At 68.6% G+C, this 26,389-nt stretch carries 11 protein-coding genes; all 11 read right to left on the bottom strand.

Going from position 1 to position 26,389, the window contains the following annotated elements:
- Positions 1–53 precede the first annotated feature (53 nt).
- The 11 genes from WMF29_RS17520 to WMF29_RS17470 all read right to left on the bottom strand — a co-directional run bounded on the left by WMF29_RS17520 (position 54) and on the right by WMF29_RS17470 (position 26,384).
- Entirely contained in the window at positions 54–1,403 is a 1,350-nt protein-coding gene (locus tag WMF29_RS17520) for a PfaD family polyunsaturated fatty acid/polyketide biosynthesis protein (protein WP_437329923.1), read from the bottom strand.
- A complete protein-coding gene (locus tag WMF29_RS17515) occupies positions 1,403–2,422 on the bottom strand; it encodes an acyltransferase domain-containing protein (protein WP_437329922.1) in 1,020 nt (339 codons plus the stop codon). Before WMF29_RS17515 ends, WMF29_RS17520 begins: the two co-directional genes overlap by 1 nt.
- 114 nt (positions 2,423–2,536) lie before the next feature.
- Positions 2,537–3,376: an ACP S-malonyltransferase gene (fabD, locus tag WMF29_RS17510; RefSeq protein WP_437329921.1), complete on the bottom strand. Its 840-nt coding sequence runs from the start codon at positions 3,374–3,376 to the stop codon at positions 2,537–2,539.
- Positions 3,377–3,401: 25 nt separating this feature from the next.
- Positions 3,402–4,190 carry an enoyl-CoA hydratase-related protein gene (locus WMF29_RS17505; RefSeq protein WP_437329920.1) on the bottom strand — a complete coding sequence of 263 codons (789 nt, stop codon included), beginning with the start codon at positions 4,188–4,190 and terminating at the stop codon, positions 3,402–3,404.
- Positions 4,191–4,202: 12 nt separating this feature from the next.
- On the bottom strand, positions 4,203–4,949 hold the full coding sequence (locus WMF29_RS17500) for a polyketide synthase (RefSeq protein ID WP_437329919.1): 747 nt from the start codon (positions 4,947–4,949) through the stop codon (positions 4,203–4,205).
- 20 nt (positions 4,950–4,969) lie between these two features.
- Positions 4,970–12,304: an SDR family NAD(P)-dependent oxidoreductase gene (locus WMF29_RS17495; protein WP_437331132.1), complete on the bottom strand. Its 7,335-nt coding sequence runs from the start codon at positions 12,302–12,304 to the stop codon at positions 4,970–4,972.
- A 77-nt stretch (positions 12,305–12,381) separates the two neighbouring features.
- Positions 12,382–17,901 carry a type I polyketide synthase gene (locus WMF29_RS17490; RefSeq protein ID WP_437329918.1) on the bottom strand — a complete coding sequence of 1,840 codons (5,520 nt, stop codon included), beginning with the start codon at positions 17,899–17,901 and terminating at the stop codon, positions 12,382–12,384.
- A gap of 3 nt (positions 17,902–17,904) precedes the next feature.
- Complete coding sequence (locus WMF29_RS17485) at positions 17,905–19,617, bottom strand: 2-oxo acid dehydrogenase subunit E2 (protein ID WP_437329917.1); 1,713 nt, start codon at positions 19,615–19,617, stop codon at positions 17,905–17,907.
- 14 nt (positions 19,618–19,631) lie between these two features.
- Positions 19,632–20,609 (bottom strand): alpha-ketoacid dehydrogenase subunit beta, encoded by a 978-nt coding sequence (locus WMF29_RS17480; protein WP_272098406.1) that lies wholly within the window; start codon positions 20,607–20,609, stop codon positions 19,632–19,634.
- A gap of 10 nt (positions 20,610–20,619) precedes the next feature.
- The gene (locus WMF29_RS17475; protein ID WP_437329916.1) at positions 20,620–21,711 is read right to left on the bottom strand and encodes a thiamine pyrophosphate-dependent enzyme; all 1,092 of its coding nucleotides are present in this window, start codon (positions 21,709–21,711) and stop codon (positions 20,620–20,622) included.
- Complete coding sequence (locus WMF29_RS17470; protein WP_437329915.1) at positions 21,708–26,384, bottom strand: beta-ketoacyl synthase N-terminal-like domain-containing protein; 4,677 nt, start codon at positions 26,382–26,384, stop codon at positions 21,708–21,710. The genes WMF29_RS17475 and WMF29_RS17470 overlap by 4 nt, the downstream gene beginning before the upstream one ends.
- Positions 26,385–26,389: the final 5 nt, after the last annotated feature.

Below are 26,389 nucleotides of genomic sequence, written 5' to 3'. Positions count from 1 at the left end.
ATCTCACCCAGCCAGATAAGCGGCGTCCGCGACCGAGTCAAGAAATACCGGTTTCAGAGCCGCGCCTCCTCCCGTTCATCGCGCTGCGCGCGCCGCATATGGTCTTCTGCGCCGCGCATCAACAGCACAGCGATGGAATCGACGTGTCGCGATCGCCAGCTCTCGTAAGGGGTGCCCTTGACCCATTCATTGAAAGCGGCCATCGCCGGCCCGCACTGCACCTGATAATCCGTCTTTTGCTGCGCGCTGCCCCGCAGCGCCAGGCGCGTCGAGTGCACGAAATACCAGCGGAATATGGCCGCCATTTTGGCCTTCGGGCTTCGCTCCATCTCCCGAAGACGCGCCGGGTTCGACCTTTCGAAGTAGCTCCGCGTTTCGTCCCATACCTCCGCGAAGCTCCGGCATAGATAACGCTCCTCGATCCGCCGACGGACCTGCGGGTCGATCTCGTCCAAAGACGAGTGGCGGCGATACAGCTCGTAGAGCTCATTGGCACGAGGCGCGAAGAGGAGGCCTCGACCGACCACCTGCACGCGAGCTCCCAGCTCGAACATATCGCCGGCGGGCGCGTAGGCGGTGTCGCCCAGGGCTACCCGTTGGAGCAGATCTTTGACCGCGTCGCTCGTCCCCGCCTCGACCGTGCACTGATTGATCGAGCCGGTGAGCACGAAGTCTGCCCCCATCAGGAAGGCGGCCGCGGCGGACTCGGGCGCCCCGATTCCCCCCGCCGCCCCGACGCGCACGCTCTTCGCGTAGCCTTGCGCCCTGCACACGCGATCGCGCAGTCGAAGAATGCATGGCAGGAGCACGATCAGGACACCTCGATCGGTGTGCCCGCCAGAGTCGGCCTCCACGCAGATGTCGCTCGCGACGGGCGCGCGCAGCGCGACCTCTGCCTCTTCTGCGCTGAGCCGCCCCGCGGCGCGCAGCCGCTCGACGACCGCCGGGGGAGCGGGGCGTAGGAACGACTCGGCGATCTCGGCGCGCGAGACCTTCGCGATGAGACGGCGGCGCACAGCCGGCTCGCCGTCAGCTCCCCAGCGCGCCCCTTTGAATCGATACCACACCACACCGTCGCTGATCTGCGTGAACGCGGCCGCCTCGACGTTGACCACGTTGGCCTTCAAGAGCAGCTCTACGGTGGCCATCTCCAGCCTGGGGTCATCCAGGTTCGCGAGGAGATTTGCGCCGAACGCCTGCGTCGGACCGAGCTCTCCCTGGATCCTGTCGAGCTCCCGCTCAATCTGCGCGAGCGGCATTCCCCCCGTCCCCAGGAAGCTCAAGAGGTTCGCTCGCCCCATGCGAATGACGAGATCACTCGAAGCGATGCCCTTGTACATCGCCCCTGCCACATAGGCGAGGTCGACCCCGTAATCCCTACGAAATTCAGCGCTCCCAAGCATCAGGCGCGGGCTCCAGTCTCGTCCGGCCGCGCGCGCGACGTCCCGCCGTGCACCGCCGCGTCGATACGCGCGATCGCTTCGCTGAGCATCTCCCGAGCGCCCGCGAACGGCGTCATGATCGGCACCACGGTCGCCTCCGCGTGGCCCGGCAGGATGTTCTTGACGAAGGTGGCCAAGGTCCCCGACGGGCTCAGATCGACGTACACGTGACGTTCCGGGTCCTCGAGCTTCTCTATCGTATCGGCAAAGCGCACCGGCGTCCGAATCACCTGCCAGATATGCCGGTGATCGAAGCGCGACACCGGGCCGGTGGTGGCGCAGGAAATCAAGGCGACCCGGGGCGGCGCTGGCGGGGAGGAGAGCTGCAGCGCTGGGCTGACACGCGCCAGCGGATCGAGCCACCGCGAGTGAAACCCGTACCGCACCGGCAAGCGGACCTGGAGGACGTTCCGCCCCCGCAGCTCTGCCTCGACCTGAGCAAGGGCAGCGAGCGACCCCGCGACGACGAAGTGTCGCTCGAAATTGACCGAAACGAGCTCGCATCCGGCGAAGAGCTTGGGCTCGTCGTGGAACAGGCGCACGTCGCCGATGACGGCCGTCATTCCGGCTTCCGAGCAGCGCTCGACCACGAGATCGGCTTGCCGGAGAACCGCCATGAACACGTCCTCGAACGGCGCCACGCCCGAGACCGCGGCCGCCGCGAACTCGCCCAGGCTGTAACCGATGAGCACGTCGGGCTCGATACCCCGCCCGAGGAGCGCCTGGGCGAGCGCGAACTCCACGAGGACGATGGCCGGGTGCGTCTCCGAAATATGGTCGAACGGGTCGGCCCTGCTCCTCGACCGATCGAACATGACCTCGATGAGCGAACGGCCCTTCACGCGCCGGAACAGCTCATCGCCGCGGAGGAGCCACGTCCGAAACGTCGAGTCTGCGTCGAAGAGCTCGCGCCCCATGTGATAGTGCTGCGAGCCTTGTCCGCCGAACATGAAAACGACGGGTCTGCCTCGGGCGTCCATGGGATCACCTCTCCGTGTGATTCTTTGCAAAGCTCACCGACAACGGATCTCGATCCGACCGACGGCGGCAGAGACGGGCCTGGAGCCCGCGCGACGTGAGCAAGGCGCGATCGTTCACTTCAAGATTCGCTTCAAGAGCGGCGTCAACACCGGCCGAGCAGCCACTTCGACCCACTCCGTCACCCCGCGCAACGCCATGTACCGGACGCTCTCGCTCCACCGAACGACCCCCGTGATCTGCTGCGTCAGCCCCGCGGCGATTCGGCCGTTCGCGTAAGGGAGAGCGCGAAGGTTCGACACCACGGGGATCTTCAGCCTCGCGAAGTGAAACGTCTCGACGAGCCTCCCGAACTCCGTCTTCGCCTCCTGCATGTAACGGGAGTGGAATGCGCCCCCGACCCGCAGGATGTGGTACACGGCCCCGGCCTCCTCGAACACCTTCTTCGCCGCCTCGATCTCCGCCTTCGGCCCAGCGATCGCGAACTGCGAGGGCGAGTTGAAATTGGCCACATCGATGTTCACGATGTCGTTCTTGATGAACAGTTCGCGGATGTCACTCTCTCCGAACCCGACCACCGCGGCCATTCCACCGCCCTTTGACGCGGCCATGAGCGCGCCGCGCTTCTTGACCAGGCGCAGCCCGTCCTCGAAGCTGAACGCGCCAGCCGCGAGGAGCGCGTTGTATTCGCCCAGCGAGTGCCCCGCGCAATAGTCAGCGGGACCCGATCCGTCGCGAACCTTCTTCATGTAGGAGAGGGCGTTCACGACGTAGATCGCGGGCTGCGTGTACTCGGTGTTGTCAAGCCTGCCGTCCCCGTCGCTCAGGCAGAGCTCTTCGATCGAGTAGCCAAGGACGTCGTTGGCGCGGGCGACGTACTCCGGGAACTCCGCGAAGAGCTCGCGGCCCATCCCACGCGACTGCGATCCTTGACCCGCAAAAATATAGGCCTTCATCAGGAGTACCTCGGTTCGGGGCGGTTCATCGGCCGGAGCGGCGTTCCCATGGAAACGTGCGAGCCTCGACGAAGTTGCGGATGTTCTCCTTCACGGTCGCCGAAGCACCGAGCCGCGCCGTCTCTTCAACAGCGGCCTGCTCCATCGCCGTGTCGATGATCCACATCTTCCGAAAAAAACCCTTGAGCTCGCTCACCGTGTCGGCAGTGATTCGATTCAGCCGTATGCGAATGACCCTCTCGAGCTCGTCCAGATCAGGGCCGAGGTAGTCGACGAGCTGCAGCCGGTGAGCCTCCTCAGCAGAGATGGACGCGGCGGTGAGCGTCATGCGAAACGCGGCCTGAAACCCGACGCGGCGAACCAGGTACGGGACGACGTTGGACGGAAGCAGCCCCCAGAGGGCCTCGGTCAAGGTGAAGGTGACCTTGGGAGTCGCGAGCACGAGATCGCTCGCGGCGACAAAGCCGACGCCGCCCGCCGTGACCGCCCCCGCGACGCGCGACACGACGACTCGACGGGAGGTCGCCAGCCGCTTGAGCGTGAGCATGTACTCTTCGGTCCTCTCCTGCATCGTCCGAAGGTCTACCTGATCGGCGAGCTTGGCCATCTCGTCGAAGTCCATACCGGAGCAGAAGATGTCCCCGTCGGCCTGGAGCACCACCATGCGGCAATCCGGAGCGGCCTCGGCCAGGTCGAGCGCCGCGTTCAACTCCCGGAGCAGAGCACGGTTGATGGCGTTTCTGTGCTCCGGTCGATGCAGCGTGATCCGCGCGGCGCCGCCGCTGTTCTCATAGCGCAGTGTCTCGAACGTCACGGCATTCACTCCTCAGTATCCGAATTCGAGCTCTACCCGAGCGCGGACCTCGGGCAATTTGAACGTGATCTCATGCATCTCGAGCTCGCGGCTCACGGCGCGAGGGAGCTCGTCGCGAAGCGCTTGCGTCATGGTCGCCTTCAGAAGCTTGAGCGACGTGACGGGCTTTGAAGCGAGATCCGCGGCGATGGTCAGGGCCTGCTGCAGCACGCGGTCGCGCTTGACGACCTGGAAGGGCACACCGCGGCGTCGCAGCTCCTCCCCGTGGAAGCCGTTGGCCGTCAGGAGCATCTCGTGCGCGAGCGCGGGCCCGAGCCGGTGCGGAAGGAGGCACGTCGCTCCGACGCCGGGCGTGAAGCCGTAGCGCATGAAGTTGGCGCTGTAGATCGACTCCTCGGCCAAGATCACGATGTCCGCGTACAAGCCGAAGACCAGCCCGCCACCGAGGGCGTGGCCCGCCATCGCGGCGATCGTCGGGATCGGGCAATCGAGCAGCGCCCGATAGAAATGACCGACGGCGAAGGTGTAGTTGCCCTCGATGAGCTCGAGCAGCTCGCTCCGGCTGCCGCCGCAGCAGAAATGCCGTTCCAGTCCCGACACGACGACGCAGCGCACCTCCGGATGCCGGGCGACCTCGGCCAGCTTGTTCGTCAACTCCTCGATGAGGGTGCGCGAGAACATGTTCTTGCTTGCACGATCGCACAGCATCAAATGCGCGATGTGATCGGAGCGAAATTCGAGCAAAACGATGGGCTCCACCTGCTTCTCCCTCCGCGTCCCTAGGGGTTACCGTGCTGGGCGACGAGGACGTGCGCGTTGGTGCCGCCGAATCCGAACGAGCTGACGCCCGCGATCCGCCGCGCCCCTGACGCCGGCCACGGCTCACACGCCGTGGGAACAGCGAACCGCCCGTCGGCCGAATCGAGGTGCGGGTTGAGCGTCCGCACGTGGAGATGCGGCGGGATCGTGCCGTGGTGAACCGCCAGCGCCGCCTTCATCAACCCCGCGATCCCGGCCGCGCCCTCGAGGTGCCCGATGTTCGTCTTCACCGATCCGATCCAGCACCGGGAATCCGGGGTTCGACGTCGGTCGAGGACCTTCCGCAGCGCGTTGAACTCGATGGGATCTCCGAGCGGCGTGCCGCTGCCGTGCGCCTCCACGAATCCGACGTCCGAAGGTGTCACGCCGGCGTCCTCGATCGCCTGCTCCACCACCGCCTGTTGCGCCGGGCCGTTCGGCGCGGTCAAACCGTTGCTGCGCCCGTCCTGGTTCACGGCCGAGCCGACCAACGTGGCGACGATGCGGTCATGGTCGCGGAGCGCGTCCGACAGACGTTTGAGGACCACCACCGCGCAGCCCTCGCCGCGCGCGAACCCGTCCGCCGCAGCATCAAAGGCCTTGCAGCGCCCGTCCGGCGCCAGCATTCCGGCCTGCGAGAGGGCGATGCTGACCTCCGGCGCGAGGATGAGGTTGGCGCCCCCCACGAGCGCGAGATCCGACTCCCCCATGCGCAAGCTTTGACACGCGAGGTGGGCCGCCACGAGCGACGAGGAGCACGCCGTATCGACCGTCAGGCTCGGGCCGCGCAGGTCGAAGAAGTACGAGAGTCGGTTGGCGGCAATGGCGAGAGATCCACCGGTTCCCGCGTACGGGCTGACGGAGAGCGCGTGCGTGAACAGGAGGCGTGCGTAATCGAAATTGCAGAGGCCGGCGAAGACCCCCGTTTTGCTGCCGGCCAGGCGCCGCGGCGACAGGCGCGCGGACTCCATGGCCTCCCATGCGACGGTCAAGAGAAAGCGTTGCTGAGGGTCCATCGCCTCGGCTTCGATCCCCGCGATCCCGAAGAAGTCCGCGTCGAACCCGGTGACCTTGGAAAGAAAACCTCCGCGCCGGGAAATCATCTTTCCGGGCGTCCCCGGTCGAGCGTCGTAGTAACGGGCAACATCCCAGCGCGAGCTCGGGATCTCCGACGTGCAGTCGCGGCCGGCGATCAGCGTTTCCCAGAACGCTCGCGGATTGTCGCTGCCGGGGAACCGGCACGCCATGCCGACGATGGCGATGGGCTCGTCCGATCCCACTGAGGTGCCGCGGCGCGCGGGGATCTTGGCGAGGGCAGGCGGCGCGTCGACGGGCGCCGGATGCTCGGTCGGCTTCACGAGGTACTCTGTCAGCAGGTAGTCAGTCATCTGCTTGACCGTCGGAAAGTCGAACGCGAGGGTCACCGGCAAGGTCTGGCCGATGTGAGCCGTGAGCATGTTGCGCAGCTCGACCGCCATGAGCGAATCCAGACCGAGCTCTTTCAGCGGCGTCGCGAGCGGCACCGCGCTCGACGTGGGCAACGACAGAACCTTGGCCACCTCCAGGCGCAGCGTGGACTCGATCTCCGACCTTTGTTCGGCGGGTGAGAGCGAAGCCAATCGCGCGATCGGCGACGATGCCGAAGAGGAAGGTGCCGCGCGGCGCGGCGGCGCCCCGGTCTGGACGATCAGCGAGCGCCACAACGGCGGCACCTCGTCGGCCGCCGCGGCTTGCGCCGGCACGGGCAGATCCAGCTTGAAGAGGCCGAGCTGGGGGTCGCTTCGAAGCCACGCGTCCTCCAGCAAGGCGAGGCCCTCCGCTGGGGTATGTGACCCGACACCGAGACGCGCCAAACGCACGCGATCCGGCTGGCCGAGCGACGCCGCCATCCCCGCCCCGAGCCAGGCCCCCCAGTTCAAGCTGAGGCCGCACAATCCTTGGGTTCGGCGGTGGTGCGCGAGGCCGTCCAGAAAGCTGTTGGCCGCGGCGTAGTTGCTCTGCCCGGCGGAGCCGAGCATCGCCGCCGCGGACGAGAACAGCACGAAAAATTCGAGCGGGAGGCCCCGCGTCGCTTCATGCAGATTCCACGCGCCCTGCACCTTCGGCGTGAAGACCTGCGCGAAGCGTCGTCCATTTTGCTGCATCAAGATCCCGTCTTCAAGGACACCCGCTGCGTGGATTACGCCCCGCAGCGACTCCCGTCCGAGCGACGACATCAGCGCTTCGACCTGCGCGCGGTCCGCGACGTCCGCCTGCGCCACCGTCACGCGCGCGCCCAGCTCACGCAGCTCTTCGACCTTGGCGAGCTGCGCGGGTGAGGGAGCCTTGCGCCCGACCAAGACGAGATGCGCGATCCCCTGTTTTTCAATCAACCAGCGCGCCACGAGCAGCCCGAGCCCGCCCAGTCCGCCGGTGATCAGCGCCGTCGCGTCGGGCCGCTTCGTCTCCAGGCCGGGCGCCCGAAGCACGATCTTTCCCACGTGGCGGGCCTGCGCCATGAAACGAAAGGCCGCCTGCGCCTGCCTCATTTCGAAGCTCGTCACGGGGAGCGGACGCAGCCGACCGCCGGCGAACCCGGCCAGGATCTGGGTCAACATCTCCTGGATCCGCGCCGGCCCGGCCTCGAGCAGATCGAACGCGCGGTACAGCACACCCGGATGCTTCGACGCAACGTCCGACACGCTCCGCACGTCGGTCTTGCCCATTTCCAGGAAGCGCCCGCCCGGTGAGAGCAACGAGAGGCTTTTGTCCACATGATCACCGGCGAGCGCGTTCAACACCACGTCGACGCCGCCGGGCCGCTTCGTCCGGCTCCACGCTTCGGCGTAGTCGAGCGACCGGGAGTCCGCGATCGCCTCGACGCCCATCGCCCGCAGCACCTCGTGCTTCGACGCGCTCGCGGTCGCCAGGACCTCCGCCCCCATCCACCGCGCGAGCTGCACGGCCGCCATCCCCACGCCTCCCGCAGCCGCGTGCACGAGGATGCGCTCGCCCGCTCTCAGGTCCGCGAGCTCGCGGAGCGCGTACCACGCGGTCAAGAACACGGTCGGTACCGACGCCGCCTGCTCCCACGTCCACTCGGGCGGGCGCCGGATCACCTGGCGCGCGTCCACCGTGACGTAGCGGCCGAAAGAACCCGGGACCAAGCCCATCACCGCGTCCCCCACGGCGACGTGCTGCACGCCCTCGCCCACCGCCGCCACCACGCCCGCGCAGTCGCCGCCCAGGAGGCCCGCGTCGCCCGGGTACATTCCAAGCGCATTGAGCACGTCCCGGAAGTTGAGCCCGGCGGCTCGGACTTCGATCTCCACTTCAGCCGGGCCCGGCGCTCGCCTCGAGGTCGGTACCCATCGCAGACTCTCGAGCAAACCTCGCTTCGAGCTCTCCAGCCGGCAGTTGGGCGTCTCCGGCGAGAATGTGTCGGGCTCGCGCGGCGCCTTCACCAGCCGAGCGACCCAGCGCTTGCCGCTGCGCAGCGCCACCTGGTTCTCCGCGTCGCCGCTCACGACCTCGCGCCACAGCCCTCCGGCGAGCTCGTCCACATCGATCAGGCGACACGACAGCTCGGGATGCTCCTGAAAGACCGCGCGCCCCAATCCCCACAGCGCCGACGACGCCATGTCCACGGCGTCCCCCGGCGCCACCGGTTGTGCGCCTTGCGTGACGCACAAGAGCCGCTTCACGCGCCCGCTTCGCACCAGCGCTTGCGTCAGCTCCAAAGCGCCCACGGCGCGACTCTCGGCGCGATCCGCCGGAGAGCCTTCCCCGCTCGCGCGCTCCCAAATCCGTACGACCCCTTCGAACGCGCCTCCCGCCTCGAGCTCGCGCTTCGCCTCCGGCCAGGTCGCGAATCGACTCTCCGCTCCCCTCGCGCACAGCTCACGCACGAGCGGCTCCGCGGGCTCTTCGTGGTCCGCCAGGATCAACCACCGGCCCTGCACCGGCGGGACCTGCGCCTGCGGCGCAGACTCCACCCATTCAAGCCTGTAAATCGCCTGCTCCGTTGTGCTCGTGGACGCCCGTTGCAGGGCGTGTGACGGCGCTTGCTTGCACTGGAGCCCGGCGACCTCGGCCACCACTCTCCCCTCGTCGTCGAGGATCTGCACGTCTCCCGTCACGACCTCGCGGCGCGGGTCGCTCGTCAAGCGCGCGTGCACCCAGCCGCGCTCCGCCGCGTCGGTCCGCTGCGCGTACCCCGCCGCCCCGAACGGCAGATACAGCCGATCCTCGGCGGCTCCCCGCATCACGATCGACGCCAGCACCTGCAGCGCTGTGTCGAGGAGAACCGGATGGATTCCGTACTCCTGCGCCTGCTTCGCGCACCCCGCCGGTAGCCGCACGCGCGCGAGCATCTCGCCGGGCGCGGCCCACAGCGCTTCCATCCCACGAAATGACTCGCCGAGCCCCAGCCCCTGCTGCTCGAACGCCGCGTATGCCGCGTCCACGTCCTGCGGTTCGGCGCACCGCGCCCGCAACCCGGCAACGTCCACCGGCGCCGCGCCTGCGCCGCCGAGCTCCGAGAGCACGCCCGAGACGTGCAGCGTCCACGCGCCGTCGCCGCTCGCCTTCCTGCTGTAGATCTTAACGCTTCGCCGGCCCTCGACCGGCTCCGCGACGACCACCTGCGCGTCTCGCCCCGCCGGATCATCCAGCACCAGCGGCGCAAGGACGAGCAGGTCATTGACCCGCACCTTGGCTCCCGTGACCTTCGCCCCGGCGGCCGACATCATCTCCAGGAGACCAGCCGCGGGGACGACCACCTTGCCGAGCACGCGATGGTCGGTGAGGTAGTGACCGTCACGCGGGCTGAGCCGGTTTTCGAACAACGCGCCCTCTCCGCCCAGAGCCACCTGCTCGCCGAGCAGCTCGTGCCCCGTTTCCTGGCCGCGGCGGCTTTGCGGCCTCGACTTGCTTTCGAACCAGTAGCGCGTCCTCTGAAATGTATAGGTCGGCAACCGCACGCGCCGGCGGGCATACGGCGCGTCCAATCGTTTCCAATCGACGCCCGCGCCACGCACAAACAGCTCGCCCAGGCTGCTCAGCATCGTCTCCCACTCGCCTCGCCCCTGGCACAGCGACGGCAGCCACGCGCACTCCGCCGCGTCTTCGATCCGCGCCGCCTCCGCGCCGGACCGCGCTGGATGCGGCCCGACCTCCAGAAACACGTCGATCCCCTTGGCGCGCAGCACCTCCACGCCTCGCTCGGCGGCGATGGCCTCTCCCACGGCGCGGCGCCAGGACTCTGCCCGCGCCGGCTCCAGCCTCGCCATGAGCCCGGCCTCGTGAGGTATGAAGAGGATCGATGGCGCCTTGAACGTCGCCTGCGCCGCCTTGTCGGAAGGCCCCGAGGTCGGCTCCGCCTGCGGCGACCGGCTCCGCTCGACGATGAGCTGCAATCCCCCTTCCATCGTGAGCACGTCCGCCGCGCACGCCGCCGCGTACTCGCCAGCGCCGTGGCCCATGACCGCGTCAGGCATGGCGCCCCACGACCGCCACAGCTCGCAGAGCGCGAACTGAAGCGCGAAGAGCGCCGGCAGCGTATCCTCGGCTCCGTCGAGCGCGGCGCCGCTCGCGCCTCCGCCGAGCATCACCCCGAGCAGGCTCCGGCCCGCGATCCGCTTCATCTCCGCGTCGCAGCGATCGAGCGCCTGCCGGAACACGGGCTCTGTTTCGTAGAGCGAACGGCCCATTCCCGCGTAATGCGCACCTCCATCGGCGAAGAAAAAACCGATCTTGGCCGGCTTGGACCGGTCGGCCCGACCGCGCGCGCACTCGGCCGCCGTCTCTCCTCGCGCGAACGCCTCGAGCCTCTCCTGGGCTTGCTGCTTCGTCCGGGCGACCACCGCCAGTCGCTCCGGGAGCCGGCTCCGCCCAGCGCCGGCGGTGTGCGCGATGTCTTCCAGCCGGTCTTCGGTCTCGGCGAGCTTTTGCGCGTACTTTCCGGCCAGCGCGCGGAGCGCCTCGGCGGTGTTCGCGCTCACCGGGATCACGTGGACCGGCCGCTCGACCTCCGGCTTCGCCGACGCCGGCCGCGAAGGTGCCTCCTCAAGCACGACGTGAGCGTTGGTCCCGCTCATGCCGAACGAGCTCACGCCCGCCCGACGCGGCTTCGCGCCGCGCGGCCAGGCGAGCTCGCTCGTCGGAATCACGAAGGGGGTCCCCTCGAGCGACATCCGCGGATTGAGCGCGCGCAGGTGCAAATGGGCGGGGATACACTCGTGATGAAGCGCCAGGACGCTCTTCATCAACCCGGCGACTCCGGCGGCCGCCTCGAGGTGTCCGATGTTCGTCTTCACCGAGCCGAGCGCGCAGCTCGAGCCATCCGCGCGGGCGGCGCCGAACACGCTGCTGAGGGCCTCGACCTCGATGGGGTCGCCGAGGGACGTGCCGGTGCCGTGTGCCTCGATGTAGCCGATGTCGGACGGGGACAGCTTCGCCTGGGCGAGCGCCCGCCTGAGCAGTTGCTGCTGCGCGAGCATGTTCGGCGCAGTGAGCGCGGTCGAGCTGCCGTCTTGGTTGACGGCCGACCCTCGAATCAAACCCCAGATGCAATCTCCATCCCGCAGCGCGTCCGATAGGCGCTTGAGCACGAGCACGCCGCACCCCTCACCGCGGACGAAGCCATTCGCGCGCGCGTCGAAGGTCTTGCAGCGCCCGTCGGGAGAGAGCGCCTTCAGCGGCACCAGGATGTCCATCGAACGCGGCGAGAGAATGAGGTTCACGCCGGCCGCCAGCGCCAGATCGCACTCTTGCGTTCGCAAGCTCTGACAGGCCAGGTGCGTGGCGACGAGCGACGACGAGCAGACGGTGTCGATCGCCACCGACGGTCCTTGGAAGCCGAAGACATACGACACGCGCCCGGCTGCGAAGCTGCTGGAGTTGCCCGTCCCGTTGTAAGCGTCCACGTCGGCCGGCGGCGCGGCGGTGAGGAGCTGGGCGTAGTCGGCGCTCGAAATGCCGACGAAGACTCCCGCGGGCGCACCGACGAGCCCGTCCGGGGCGTAGCCCGCATCCTCAAGCGCTTCCCAGGTCAGCTCGAGGAGCAGGCGCTGCTGCGGGTCGAGCTTCACGGCCTCGCGCGGCGCGATGTGGAAGAGCTCCGCGTCGAAGGCGTCGACCGAATCGAGGAGTCCCGCCCAGCGGACCTCCGGCGCCGCGCCCGCCGCCGCGTCGGGCCAGCGCGCGCGCGTCTCGCTGATCGCGTCGACGCGCCGGCTCAGGAGATCCCAGTACGAAGAGAGCGTGTTGACCCCTCCTGGATACCGGCAGGCCATGCCCACGATGGCGATCGGCTCCGACCGGATCCGGTCGAGCATCTCCAGCCCATGCTGCGCCTTCATGAGCGCGATCTGCGCTCGATCGAGCTGCGAGAGTCCAGTCCCTGTGCCCTGGGTCATTTGAGATATTCCTCGATCGCCGACAGCGTTTTTTCGAGGAGGGCGTTCTTCTCCTCGTGCGAGAGGCTCAAGATGGGCGCGACGCTCATCGGAGCCGCCGGGTGTACGAGCACGTCGACCGGAGCGTTCGTCTCGACGCGCGGGTCCCCGCTCGTCTCCGCCGCGAGCCGACCCGAGAGGTGCTCCGCCAGAGCGGTCACGTTGGAGTATGTCCAGATCAACGTGGCCGCGAGCTTCAGACCGAGACCGGTCTCGAGCCGATTGCGCAGCTCCAATCCCATGAGGGAATCGAGCCCCATGCCCCGGAAAGGCGCCGTCGGGTCGACCCTGGACGCATCCATCCGGAGGACAGTCCCCACCTGTTCTCGAAGGAAGCGCTCGACCAGCGCGCGGCGCTCCGAGGCGGACGCCTTGCTCAGCGACTGCTGCATCGACTTGGCCGTCTTGCTCAATCCCCGGAGCTGGCCGGCCGCTTGGACCAGCTCGGAGAACAGGGTCGAGGCGGCGACGTGCGGATGGCACTCGACCCACTGCCGCAAGTCGAGCGGTATGACGCCGAGCTGCACGCGGTCGCCGCCCAGCTCCTCGGCGAGGACGGCGATGCCCTCCTCGGGCGTCATACTTCGCATTCCCATGGTCGCCAGCCGCGCGCCTCGGTTGTCCTGAGCCGCCGCCAACCCGACCTCGGAGAACGCTCCCCAGTCGAGGCTCAACGCGGGGAGGCCGAGGGCGCGCCGATGATGAGCCAACGCGTCGAGGAATGCGTTGGCCGCGGCGTAATTGGCCTGTCCCGCGGCGCCGAGGAGCCCAGACGCCGAGGCGTAGAGGACGAAGAAATCGAGCGGTTGATCGCGCGTGAGCTCGTGCAGGTGCCACGCGCCCGCCACCTTGGGCGCGGTCACCTTCGCCAGTCGCTCGGCCGTCTGCCGCTCCAGGAGGGAGTCGTCGAGAACGCCCGCCGCGTGCACGACGCCGCGCAGCGGCGGCAGCTCCTTCGCGATTCGCTCCAGCACGCGCTCGACGTCGGAGCGCACCGAGACGTCCGCCGCCTCGACGACCACCTGGGCCCCGGAGGCCTTCATTCGCGCGACAGCCTCGATCTGCTCCGTGGTGTGCGCTCCGCGCCGACTCGTCAGCACCAGGTGGCGCGCCCCCTCGGACACCAACCACTCGGCCAGCGACAATCCGAGGCCGCCGAGCCCACCGACGACGAGGTACGTCGCGCCCTGGGCGATTCTCGTCGGGCCAAACGACGTCCCCGCGGACCGAAGCTTCGCCGCGGGCCCCACGCGCGCGACGAAGCGGCCCTCTGGACGAAGCGCGATCTCGTCCTCGCGATCGTCGACGAGCAGATGTCTCGCGAGCTCGTTCACCTCGTCCGGGAGCGGTCGCGGCGCCAGATCGAGCCGCGTGCAGGAGAGCTCCGGGTGCTCGGCTGCGATCGTTCGACCGAGCCCCCAGAGCAGCGCGGGGCCTGGCGAGCTCGGGGTCGATGGAGCCCCAACCTGGTGCACGCCGCGCGTGACGATCCAGAGCCGCGGCGCGTCTCGCAAGGAGAGGCGCGAGAGCGCCTGTACGGCGTGGAGCAGGCCCCCGCAGTCGCGCTGCCCGACGCGCGCCAGCGAGGCGACGGTGATCTCCTCGGGCGGCGGGCCGTCGAGGCTCCAGAGGTGCACGATGTCTCGACACGGCGAGGAGCCGAACAGATCTTCGAAGACCCGCGAGCCCTCCAGGGAGATCTCCGAAGCGCGTACGGACGTGGCCGGTACCCCCTCCGCCCGCAGCGCGTTCGCGAGAGCATCCCCGACGCCGCCCTCGTCCGCGAGGATCACGACCCGGCCCGACCTGCCCGAGGCCGTGCGCTCGCGCTCCGGCAACGGCGCCGGATGAAAGCGGTGCTCAAGGCGGCGGATCTCCTCACCCGCGACCGCGCCGCGCTCGAGCCGCTGGACGCGCAGCCCCCGCACGTCGACCAGCACGCCTCCGGACTCGTCCAGCAGAGACACGTCGCCCGTGAAGCTGCCCTTCGCCTCGTCGATCTCTCGGAGCCAAACGTGGCTCCATACGTTGCCCTCGAGCGGCCCCCGAACCCGCACGGACTTCACGCCTACCGGGACCATCGGCCCCGCCGTCGACGACCCCGACGCGGCCATCAACACCTGAAAGCAGCCGTCGAGGAAGTCGGGAGGGACGATGTAGCGCCTCGCGCCCGAGGTCCCCTCGCCCGCGAGCTGCATCTCGCCGAGCGCCTCCTTCTCTCCGACCCAGAGGCGCGCGATCCGTTGAAACGACGGCCCGTAAACGAGGCCTCGCTCCGAGAGCGCGCCGTAGTACTCGCCGCCGCTCACGGCCGTGCGGCAGCGCGCGCGCACCTCGCGAGGAGGCTCCGGCGCGACCTTCTCCGGCTCGCCGAGCCGCAGTTTCCCCCGCGCGTGCCGCACCCACGACGAGCTCGCGTCCTCCCAGCTCGAGATCTGAAAGCCCATCGACCCCGGTTCGTCTTCCACGCAGGCGAGCTGAACGACCTTCGCCTCCTCCAGGAGAACGAGCGCGACGTCGAGCGAGAGATCCTCCACCACGTGAGCTCTTCCACCGAAGAGCTCTTTCGCCGCCGCGAGGGCCATCTCCACAAAGCCCGCGCCTGGGAAGATGATCGCGTCTTCGACCCGATGATCCTTGAGGTACGGCAACGCCTCGAGGCCGATGGCGCTCTCCCATACCGCGATCTTCTTCGGCGTCGAGAGCTCGATGCGCTCCCCGAGCAGCGGGTGCCCTCCGCGCTGCGGCCGTCGCTCCTTCGGCTTCTCCAACCAGTAGCGATCGCGCTGGAACGCATAGGTCGGCACGGCCGTCCGCCTCGCGCCCGCAGCCGCGTAGACCTTCTCCCAATCGACCTCGACGCCGTGCACATGGAGCTGTGCGGCGGCGGCTCGAAAGCGCGAGGCGGCGTCCGCGTCGCGGTGGAGCGAACCGACGACGGCCTCGTGCCCCGCAAGCCCGAGCGGGGCAGCGAGGAGAGGATGAGCGCTCACCTCCAGGAGCACGGCGGCGTCGCGCTGCCCGAGCGCTTCGAGCGCCAGGTCCATCCGCACGGGCATACGCAGGTTGTCCGCCCAGTATCCGCCACCCAGCTCGGTGCCGATCGCCTGCTTGCCGAGCACCGTCGAGTAGAACGGCGTGCTCGCCTCGCGGGGCGCGAGATCGGCGAGCCCCTCACGGATAGCTCCCAGGATCGGGTCCATCTGCGGCGAGTGCGACGCATAGTCCACCGCGATGCGGCGGCAGAAGACGCTTCGACGCTCCAGCTCGACCAGCAGCGCCTCCAACCGGGAACGATCGCCCGCGACGACGGTCGACTCGCTCGTATTCACGACGGCCACCGACAGCCCTTCGTATGTGGCCAGGAGGGCTTCCACCTCCTTCATCGGGAGACCAACGCTGACCATCGCCCCGCTGCCGTCCAGTCGACTCAAGAGGCGGCTCCGAACGCTGACGACGCGCGCGCCCTCCTCCAGCGACAGCGCGCCGGCCACGACGGCCGCGGCGACCTCTCCCTGGCTGTGCCCGACGACGGCGGCCGGCTCCACGCCGCAGGACTGCCACAACCGCGAGAGCGCGACGGCGACCGCAAACAAGACCGGTTGGACGATGGCCACCTTCTCCAGCGCGCTCCGCTGCGCATCGTCGTCTTGCTCCAGCAGCTCCAGCACCGAGAAGCCTGCGTGCTGACGTATCGCGGCGTCGCACGCGGCCAGGGCCTCACGAAACACCGGCTCGTTCAGCAACGTCCGGCACATGCCCGGGTACTGGCTGCCTTGGCCGGGGAAGATGAAGACGGCCCGGTCTCGGCGCGCCGTCGCGCGGATCGCGTCGGACGGCAGATCCCCTCGCGCCAAGGCGCGGAGCGCCTCCTTGGCCGACGGTGCGTCCGCCACCGAGACCGCGACGCGCTCTCGGAAGGCGGTTCGCGTCGCCGCGAGGCTGTACGCGATATCCAGGAGCGAGCCGTCGTGGTCGTCCAGCCACGCCGCCAGGCGCCCCGCGTTGCTCCGCAGCGCCTCCTCCGTGTGACCCGACAACACCAGCGGGACCCGTGGCAAGCTCAGCTTCGGCGGCGCCGCGCTCGGCGTGGCCTCAGGCACCCCTTCCAGAATGATGTGCGCGTTCGTCCCCGAGAACCCGAACGAGGACACACCGATGCGCCGCGGGTGCTCCCTCTGTTCCCACGGTATCGCGGTGGTCGCCACCTTCACCGGAGAGCGATCCCAAGCGATGTTCGGGTTCGGACGGTCGTTGAAGTGCAACGACGGCGGCACGCGGCGATGCTGCAGCGCGAGCACCGCTTTGATCATCCCCGCGATGCCCGCGGCCCCTTCGGTGTGCCCGATGTTCGTTTTCACCGACGTGAGCAGCAGGGGGCGGTCCGGCGAGCGCCCCTCTCCATAGACGCTCGCCAGCGCGTCGACCTCGATCGGATCGCCCAAGATCGTCCCCGTCCCGTGGCACTCCACGACGTCGATCGTTGCCGGCTCGATCTGCGCTTGCTTGAGCGCCCGGCGCAGCATCTGCTCCTGAGCGACGCCGCTGGGAGCGGTGAACCCGTTCGACGTCCCGTCTTGATTGACGACGCTGCTCCGGATCACGGCGAGGATCGGATCACCGTCCCGCTGCGCGTCCTCCAGGCGCTTCAGCACCACCATCCCGCAGCCTTCACCCCGCACGTAACCGTCGGCGTCGGCGGAGAACGCATGGCACCGCCCCGTCTTGGAGAGGGCTGTCAGGCGAGAGAAATAGACGTAGCCCTCCGGGGCGAGCAGGAGACTCACCCCTCCGGCCAGCGCCATGTCGCATTCCCCCGCCCGGAGCGCCTGCACGGCCAGGTGCACGGCCACCAGGGAGGACGAGCATGCCGTGTCGACCGGCATGTTGGGGCCGTGCAGGCCGAGCCAGTACGAGAGTCGGCCCGCCATCGCGCTGTGGGTGGTGCCGAGGAGCGTGTACGGGTCAATCCGGTCCCTGTCACGGAGAGCGTCGATTTGGTACTCCGGCAGGGTCAAAATGCCGACGTAGACGCCTGTCGAGGAGCCGGCGACCCGCTTGGCGGTCATCCCTCCCCGCTCGAGCGCCTCCCACGCTGTCTCGAGGAGCAACCTCTCGCGCGGATCGATCGTCAGCGCCTCGCGCGGGCTGATCCCGAAGAAACCAGGATCGAACCGGTCCACTTCGCCGACGAAGCCGCCCACGCGGCAGTACGTGGTGCCGACCGTCCCCGGATTCGGGTCATAGACCGCGTCGACGTCCCACCGGTAACGCGGGATCTCGGTGATCGCGTCCCGTCCGTCATCCAGGAGCTGCCAGAACCCCTCCGGACTGTCGACGCCGCCGGGAAACCGGCAGGCCATGGAGACGATCGCGATGGCGCCGTGCGCCCCTGCCTCCAGCTGCGCTATTCGCGCCTGGAGCTTCGTGACGGCCGCCATCGCGCGGCGCAGCCGGATTGTTTGCTCGTCGCTCACGACCTATGCCCCCGCCGAAGAATCGGCGCCCAAGATGTCATCGAGCTGCGCGTCGATTTCCACGTTCGACGCCGCCGCGCCCCCCGCCTCGTCGATCAGGTCCTCGCCCTTCGTCTGCCGCGGCCGTGCGTCCCGGGCAGCTCGCCCCTCGGTCAGCTCCACGAGGAGCGCGTGAGCCTTCTGCTCCTGCATCCCCCGGAGCCGCTGGAGGAGCTGCACCGGCGTGAGCGTCGCCGGAGCCGCCGGCTGGCGCAGCAGTCCGAGGAGGTGCTCGGCGAGAGCAACGGGCGTCGCGTGTCTGTACAAGAGCGTCGACGGCAGCTCGCACCCCAACGCGTCGCTCAGCGAGCTGCGCAAGGACACCGCGCCGTACGAGTTCAAGCCGAGATCCGACCACGTCCGGGAGCGATCAAACGTCCAGTTGGTATTGAGCTGCTTGCGGAGGCGCGCCTCGATCGCCGCGATGAGGTGGTCGCGCCGGCGCGGCTCGGGCAGCCCGCCCAGCTCGGCGGCCAGCGCCCCGGAAGGCTCCGCCGCGCCCGGACGCGGCGCTCGGGTCGCTTGAGATTGGAGATCGCCGGGCCGGAAGATCCCGGCCTCGAGCGCCTGGAGCGGCTTCGACAAGAGCTCGACCACGCGCCGAAGGAAGTGGCAGGCAGTCATGCCGTTGATCGCGCGGTGATCGTGCGTGAACGTGACGTGCGCCGCCCACCCCACGGCCAATCGGCCATCGACGACGATCGGTCTCCGCGACAGCCGGTGCAGCGCCAGGAGCCCGACCTGCGGCACGTTGAGCAGCGGCGCCGCGAGGAGCACCCCCGCGTCCCCCGGGCATGAGACGGTGAATGTGCCTCCCATGCTCTCGCTCGGCGAAAGCGCGTTGGCGTGCGCCCTCTCCCCGAGGTCGCGGATCTTCTCCGCCAGCTCACGGAGCGAGAGCCCCGCGCAGTCGCTCATGACGGGAACCGCCAGCCCTTCGTCCAGGTGCACGGCGACAGCCATGTCGACCTGGTCGTAGATCACGAGCTCCTGTTTCGCTTCGTCGAATCGAGCGTTCGCCTCGGGCACCTCGCGGAACGCCGCGATCGCCGCCTGCACGAGGAACGGCACGTAGCCGATATCGAGGAGCTGCTGCAGGCGGAACAGCGCATCCAGCTGGGCCTCCTCGACGACCATCACCGTCGGGACGAGCTGCGCGCGCGACAGGTTCTGCGCGGCCGCCCGGCCGACGCCCTGGAGCCGCCGCCGCGCCCGGACGCCGACGCCGAGGTTTCCCTGCACACCAGCGCCGAGATTTCCCTGCGCGGCGGCCCGCACCACATCCGCGGTGATCGGGCCGGAGTGCTGTAGGGCCTCGAGCGAGACGCCGAGCTCCGCGGCCAACTTGCGGACGCTGGGCAGGACCTGGATCGCGCCGCCCGCGGGCCGCCGCGAGCTCGCCTTGGCGTTCGCCTGGAGGATGGCCTCGACGTCCTCGCCGGCTTCGCCGATGACGGCCAGCGGATCGCCCACCTGGATGGTTTCTCCTGTCAGGGCGACCACCTTGAGCACCTTGCCCGTCCTCGGTGAGGGCGCGTCGACCGTCGCCTTGGCGGTGACCACCTCGACGAGGGGATCGTCCTCCTGCACGTCGTCGCCTTCGGCGACGTGCCAGCGCACGACCTCTGCTTCGGCGATTCCTTCCCCGAGATCCGGCAATACGTAAACGAAACCCATATCAGATACCCGTCCTACGCCGCGAGCACTTGCTTGATAGCGTCAACGACCCGCGCCCAGTCGGGGCGGTGATAGTGTTCGACGCTGTAATAAGGGTACGGAGCGTCGTACCCGCTCACGCGCACCACTGGCGCGCGCAGGTCATACAGGGCTTCTTCCGCCGCGAGCGCCGCGATCTCGCTGGCCAGGCTGCACGACCTCGGCGACTCCTGCACGATCACCACGCGGCCGCTGGCCCTCACCGCGTCCAGGATGCCCGCTCTGTCGAGCGGCGAGAGCGTACGCACGTCGCAAATGTGCGCCGAGACTCCCTCCTCGCGGACGACATCCGCCGCCTGCACGGCGACGTCTATCATCGCCCCCCACGCGATCAGCGTGACGTCGCTCCCCTCACGCACCGTGCGCACCGACCCGAGCGGGACGATGTGCTCCGTCTCCGGCACCTCGCCCCGCGCGTGGCGGTAGAGCTTCTTCGGCTCGAGAAACACCACTGGGTCCTGCGCGCGGAGCGCCGCGGTCAGGAGCCCTTTCGCGTCCGCGGGCGTCGAGGGCATGACAACGACCAGGCCGGGTGTGTGGCAATAATAGGCCTCCGGCGAGTCGGAGTGCAGCTCGGGGGCCTTCACGCCGCCGCCGCACGGCATGCGGATCACCATCGGCATCGCCGCGGCGCCCCGCGTCCGCCACCGGTACCTGCTCACGTGGGTGAAGATCTGGTTCAGCGCCGGATAGCTGAAAGCGTCGAACTGGAGCTCGCAGACCGGCCGCCAGCCCGAGAGACACAACCCAACGGCCATCCCGACGATCCCCGCTTCGGAGATGGGCGCGTCCACGACGCGATCGGCGCCGAAGGTCTGCTGCAGATCGGCGGTCACGCGGAACACACCGCCGCTGCGCCCGATGTCCTGGCCGAGCAGCATCGCGCGCGGATTTCTGTGTAGCTCTTCTCGAAGAGCAAGGTTAATCGCGTCAGCGAATGCGAGTAGGGTCATCTACCGATCCTCACGGTGATCCGTAGCGGGTGCGCACGGCGCGGAGTCGCTCCATGTCGCTCCGCATGGCTGGAGTTTGCTCTTCGAGAACGTGCTGAAAGATCAGCTCTGGGTCGGCGGTCGGGAGCGCCTCCGCCTTGACGATGCCCGCGGCCACGGAGGCCAGCGCTTCCGATCGGTACAGGGCCGCCTGCTCGTCGCTGAGCAGCCCGCGCGCCCGAAGGTATGTCTCCATTTGCCCGAGGCACTCCTCGCGCCGCGCCTTTTCAGCCTCCACATCGTCGCGGTACGCGCTTGGATCGTCCGGGAACGCGTGGGCCTGCGCCCGATAGATCACACATTCGATGAAGACGGGCCCCCCCCCGTCGCGAGCCCGCTCGGCCCCCTGCCGGGTGGCTTCGTAGACCGCGAGCACGTCGTTCCCGTCGACGCGTACGCTTGGAATGCCGTAACCCACCGCCTTGTCCGCCAGGTACATCGCCCGAGTCTGGCGCGATACGGGGGTGCTGATCGCCCATTGATTGTTCGTGCACACGAGCAAGACAGGGGCCCGCGTCACCGCGGCGAAATTGGCTCCTTCGTGGAACTCGCCCTCCGACGTGGCGCCATCGCCGAAGAAGACCGCCGCGACCGTGTCGCGCCCTTGCAGCTTCTCGCCCCAAGCGAACCCCGCCGCGTGGGGGACGTGAGAGGCCACCGGAATGCAAATCGAGCCAACTCGCCACTCGTGGGGATTCCAGAACCCCTCGGGCTGACCGCGGCACCCCGCCAGGATCGCCTCGGGCGACATGCCCCGGAGCAGGCACAGCTTGTTCTCGCGGTACGACGGGAAAGCCCAGTCGGTGTCGCGCAGGGCCGCCATGACGCCCACGTGGATCGCCTCATGGCCCCACGAGATCGCCCAGGTGCCGATGCGACCGTGCCGGTGGTACACGAGCGCCCGCTCGTCGAGCACGCGGAGCGCGACCATCTGTCGATACATCATCAGCGCGTGCGAGTTGTCCGCCACGTCCGCGTGGGGGACATTCGACGCGTCGGGAGTGCCAAGGACGCGAAACAGCTCCGGCGAGTCACCGCGGCGGAGCGCCCATTCACATTTCATCTCTCATCCCCCATGCCCGAGGTCGCAAAAACGAGGTCTCCGTTGGCCCGATTCTTGACGTGTGCGCCCATCCCGTCGCGCTCTCGCGCCGCGCCGCTCCGGCCGGAAGCGGACGTCGCCAGCAGGTCCGCCTGAATGTGCTCAACCATCGGGCGCAGCGTCCGCTCCCCCATGATGCTGAAGTGGTTGCCCTCGATAACCCGGACGAGCAGGTTCGGAATGTAACGAGACCAGCCGTTGTCGGGCTTGGCGCCCAGCGCGTTAAAATCGGCGATCGTGTCTTCGTTGATGAACGCGTTCAGGTTGTCGATCACATCGTCGACCCCGTCGCTGGCCGCCCGCGGAATGCCCTCGTGCATCGTTACGTGGACCTGCCGCATCGTGTCCCTGGCGACCGATGCCTCGAGCGGTTGATTGGCCTTGTACAGGATGGTCCGCCCCGGAAACTCGCACGGGTCGTACACGATGTTCGCGATTCGCTCGGTGGCGAGGTTCTTCTTGAGCAGGCTCCGGAACGAGCCGTCTTCCGAGTTGGGCAGCGAGTGCTTGATGACGTTGTCGAGCGCCACCAGCTTCTCGCGCTCGTTCATCACATAGGTGTCCAACAGGTAGAGCGTGCCTACCTGCTCGCCGCTCGCCCGGAGCTGCTGCGCCATCTCGAAGGCGATCATCCCGCCGCGTGACCAACCGCCGAGATAGTAGGGGCCGCGCGGCTGAACCTCTCTCAGATGGCGGAGGTACACTGCCGCGAGTTCGGTGACGGTGCGGATCAGCGGCTCGCCGCTGTACAGGTTGTACGACTCGATGGCGTAGAGCGGCTGGCTCTTGTCGAGATAGGTAGAGAGTTTGATGTACGCCTCGGCCCCCGCCCCGCCGGGGTGGACGAGAAAGAGTGGCACCTTGTGCCCCGCCGTGTTGAAGCTCAAGATCGGCACGTAGCGCGCCCCAGCGGGTACACTCGCGGGCTGCACCACCCCGGTTCGCTTCAGAACGAGCCGCTTCCGCTCGGGGGCGGAAGGAGACTCGGGAGCGTGGCTCGCCGGATCCGCGGTCCGGACGGGCGGCTCCGCCGCCGCTGGTGGCTCCGCCGCCGCTGCGGGCGCGGGGCTCGCGATCGACTCCGACCCCCTCGAGACCGTCGAGTCAGCGGTCGACGCGGCCGCGCCCCCGATGATCGAGGTGAGGCGGTCGAGCACGTCGCCCACGCGCGTGACGTCGTAGAGCGCCGCGGCCGTCAGGCGAAGTCCAAAGACCTCGTTGACTCGCATCACGAACTGCATCGTCATGACCGAGTCGACGCCTAGGCTGGTGAGCTCGGCATCTCGATCGATCTTCGACTCGGGCAGCAGCAAGATGTCACTCAGAATGCGCACGCCCTTGGCGTAAACGTGCGACGCCGCGGGTTGCTCCGGACGCCCCGCGTCCTCGGCTCGATCGACCGAGCGCGGCGCTGACACCGGCGGCGCTGACACCGGCGGCGCTGACACCGGCGGCACTGACACCGGCGGCGCTGACGCCGGCGGCGCCGACATCACGTGAGGCGCCGTCGTGTGCTCGGTGGGCGGCGCGGTGCGATGGTCGAACCAGCAATGCTCGGTGGCGAAGGGGTAGAGCGGCGCGTCAAGCAAGCGGGCACGAGGCGCAACGCGCGCCCAGTCGACCTCAGCACCCTCGATGTAAAGCGCCCCGATCGAGCGCAAGACCGCTCGAAGCTCCTCGCCGTCGCCGCACTCTACGAGCCGGCGGTATGCGGTCTCGAAGGCGGCCGCCGCGTGCCGCTCCGGCTTGACGCGAGCGTTCGACGACAGGACCGACGGGGGCGCTTCCCCCCGTAGCACGGCGTCGAGCGCCGCGCGGAGCTCGTCGACGCTCTGCACGACAAACGCGTGCCGCGACGCCCAATGGGCGCGAGTCCTGTTCAACGTGAACGCCAAGTCGGCCAGCGAGACGTCGCCGGCCACCGCCAACCAATCGCGGAGCTCGGTCACGCGCGTGCTCCGCGCACGCTCGTTCCGGGCCGAAATGCCGATCAACACGTGGGACCGCGGACTACCCTCCGCCGGGACGTACCGGGGCGGCGCCTCCTCGAGCACCACGTGGGCGTACGTCCCTCCGAACCCGAATGAGCTGACCCCGGCTCGACGCGGCTCACCCGCCCGCGCGGGCCAGTGCCGCTTCTCGGCGGGGATGTAGATCGCGCTCCCCTCGAGGTTGATGTACGGATTGAGCTTCCGAAAACCGTGCAACGCGGGAATCGTCTCGTTCTGCATGGCCAGCACGGTCCGGATGACGCCGGTGATGCCGGCCGCCCCTTCGGTGTGACCCACCTGCGCCTTGGCCGATCCGACCGCGCAGAAGCCCGGTTCGGTCGTGTGCGCAGCGAACGCGGCCTTGATCGCGTTGATCTCGATGGGATCCCCGAGCGGAGTACCCGTGCCGTGCGCCTCGATGTAGCCGATGCGCGTGGGGTCGACCCCCGCGTTCTGCCACGCCTCGCGCATGACTTCGGTCTCCATCTTGGCGTTGGGCGCGGTCGGCGACGGCGTGTAGCCTCCGTGGTTCACCGCGGAGCCGGTGATGACGGCGTGGATCCGATCACCGTCCGCGATCGCGGCGGAGAGCGGCTTGAGCAAACACACGCCGACCGCTTCCCCGGGGACGTAGCCGTCCGCGCGCTCGTCGAAGGTGTGGCAACGCCCCGTCGGAGACAACGCGCCGATGCTGCAGAAATAGCGATAGTGCCAGGAGCTGAGCAGCAGGTTGACGCCCGCCACAAACGCGAGATCACATTTGCCCCGGCGCAGCGCGTCGCTGGCCATGTCGAGGGCGACGAGCGACGACGAGCACGCGGTATCAATGGTGAGGCTCGGCCCGCGCAGATCGAGGAAGAATGAAGGTCGGTTCGCGAGCATGGTCGCGGCGTTGCCGGTCCCGTCGTGAGGATCCACGACCTTGCCGACCCGGCCCATCTCCTGCGCGTAGTCGTAAAAGCAGCAGCCGACGAACACACCCGCTCGAGAGCCGCGTATCTTGACGCCGTAACCGGCGTTCTCGGCGGCGTGATAGAGCGTTTGCAACAGCAGGCGCTGCTGCGGGTCCATGAGCTCCGCCTCTCTTCGCGATATGCCGAAAAATTCCGCGTCGAACTCGGCGACGTCGCTCACGAACGAGCCCCACTTCGCGTAGGTCTTGTCCGCCTGTCGCGTGCCCGCCTCGAACCAGGGCCGGTAGTCCCAATGGTCGAGCGGCACCTCCCGCACCACATCCCGATCGAGCGCGGTGTTCCGCCAGAACGCCTCGAGACCCGGCGCCTCCGCCCAGCGCCCCGCCATCCCGATAATGGCGATGCGCTCGTCGGCTTGCCGGGGCGCGCTGCTCTGGACCGGCTTCGCGGCCGGCGTCGGCAGCGGAGAGGACTCAACGGCCACGCCGCAGAACGCGCGAAATTTCTCGCCGTATTCCTGCGCGAAGAAGGCGGTGAGGTCGCTCAAGTTCGGATACTCGAAGAACACCGTCGGATAGAGCTGAACGCCGACCTCCTTCTCGATGCTGGCTGCGAGACCGACGAGCTGATTCGAGTCGATCCCGAGATCCATGAAGTTGGTCTTCGGATCGAGGGGCCTTGACGAGCCGACCAACCCTTGCAATTTGCGAAGGACGTAGCCCTCGACGGGATCGGTCGAGTCCGAAGCGCGAGCCTCGACGCCGTGGCCGACCAGATGCGCCGGCGTGACGTCGCGCCTCGCCTGCTCCGCGGTCGCCGAGCTGTTCGTCGCTCGGATGCGTTTGCAGGTGAAGCCTCGAACGTCGACGAGCACGCTGCCGCTCGCGTCCACGAGCACCATGTCGATGATCGTGACCTCGTCGTTGGCCTTGACCAGCCGGGACACGCTGAAGCAGCGGGCGGGGACCGCGGCATACTGCGTGAGCGAGCCGATAAAAATCGGAATGAAGGGCTTGGAGCGCGCGCCCTCCGGCAGGAGGACCGCCGCGGAGAGGATCGCCCCATCCAGCAGCGCGGGATGGACGCTCTCGTAGTTCGTCTCGAAGGCGAGCGCGTCCGAGAGCGCGAGCTCGCCGATCGCTCGATCACCCGTCACGTGGACCTTGCGTACCGTGTGGAGCGAAGGGCCGTGCTCGATGCCGTCGCTCCGCCCGTAGAGATCGTGCCCCGGAACAACCGCCGACGCCGCGCGCAGCTCCGCCTCGAGCTCGATCGCCGGAGGCCGCCCCCCCGGGGCAGCCATGTACTCACCGTGAGCCGGGACGCGCGAGCCGCCTGCCCCGTCCGCGTGTGTGAAGAGCGCGCGGAACTTTGTTTGGCCCGCCTGCTCCTCGATCTCCACCGAGACGCGACATGGGACGCCGGCGCGCACCTTCATGGGTTCGACGAAGGTGACGCGTTGGAGCGCGCACGCACCGCCGGCGCGCCCGGTCCGCCTCCACGCGTCGAGCGCCAGGCTCACGTACGTGACACCGAGCAGGACCGGCTCGCGCTGCACGAGGTGATCGCGGACGTACGCGTCCCCGAGCGAGAACTGGCGCGAGAACGCGGCGTCCGTCGCCGAGGGGCGCTGCTCGCCGCGCAGCGTGACGATTCGTCGCATCGCATCGTCGCGCGACAGCTCGCCTCGCTCGACACTCTCGAAGATTTTCCGTAAAGCCGTGTCCATTTGCC

It is taken from the genome of Sorangium sp. So ce381, from assembly GCF_051473845.1.
GTDB classification, from domain to species: domain Bacteria; phylum Myxococcota_A; class Polyangia; order Polyangiales; family Polyangiaceae; genus Sorangium; species Sorangium atrum.
This window is presented reverse-complemented; position numbering and strand designations above follow the sequence as displayed.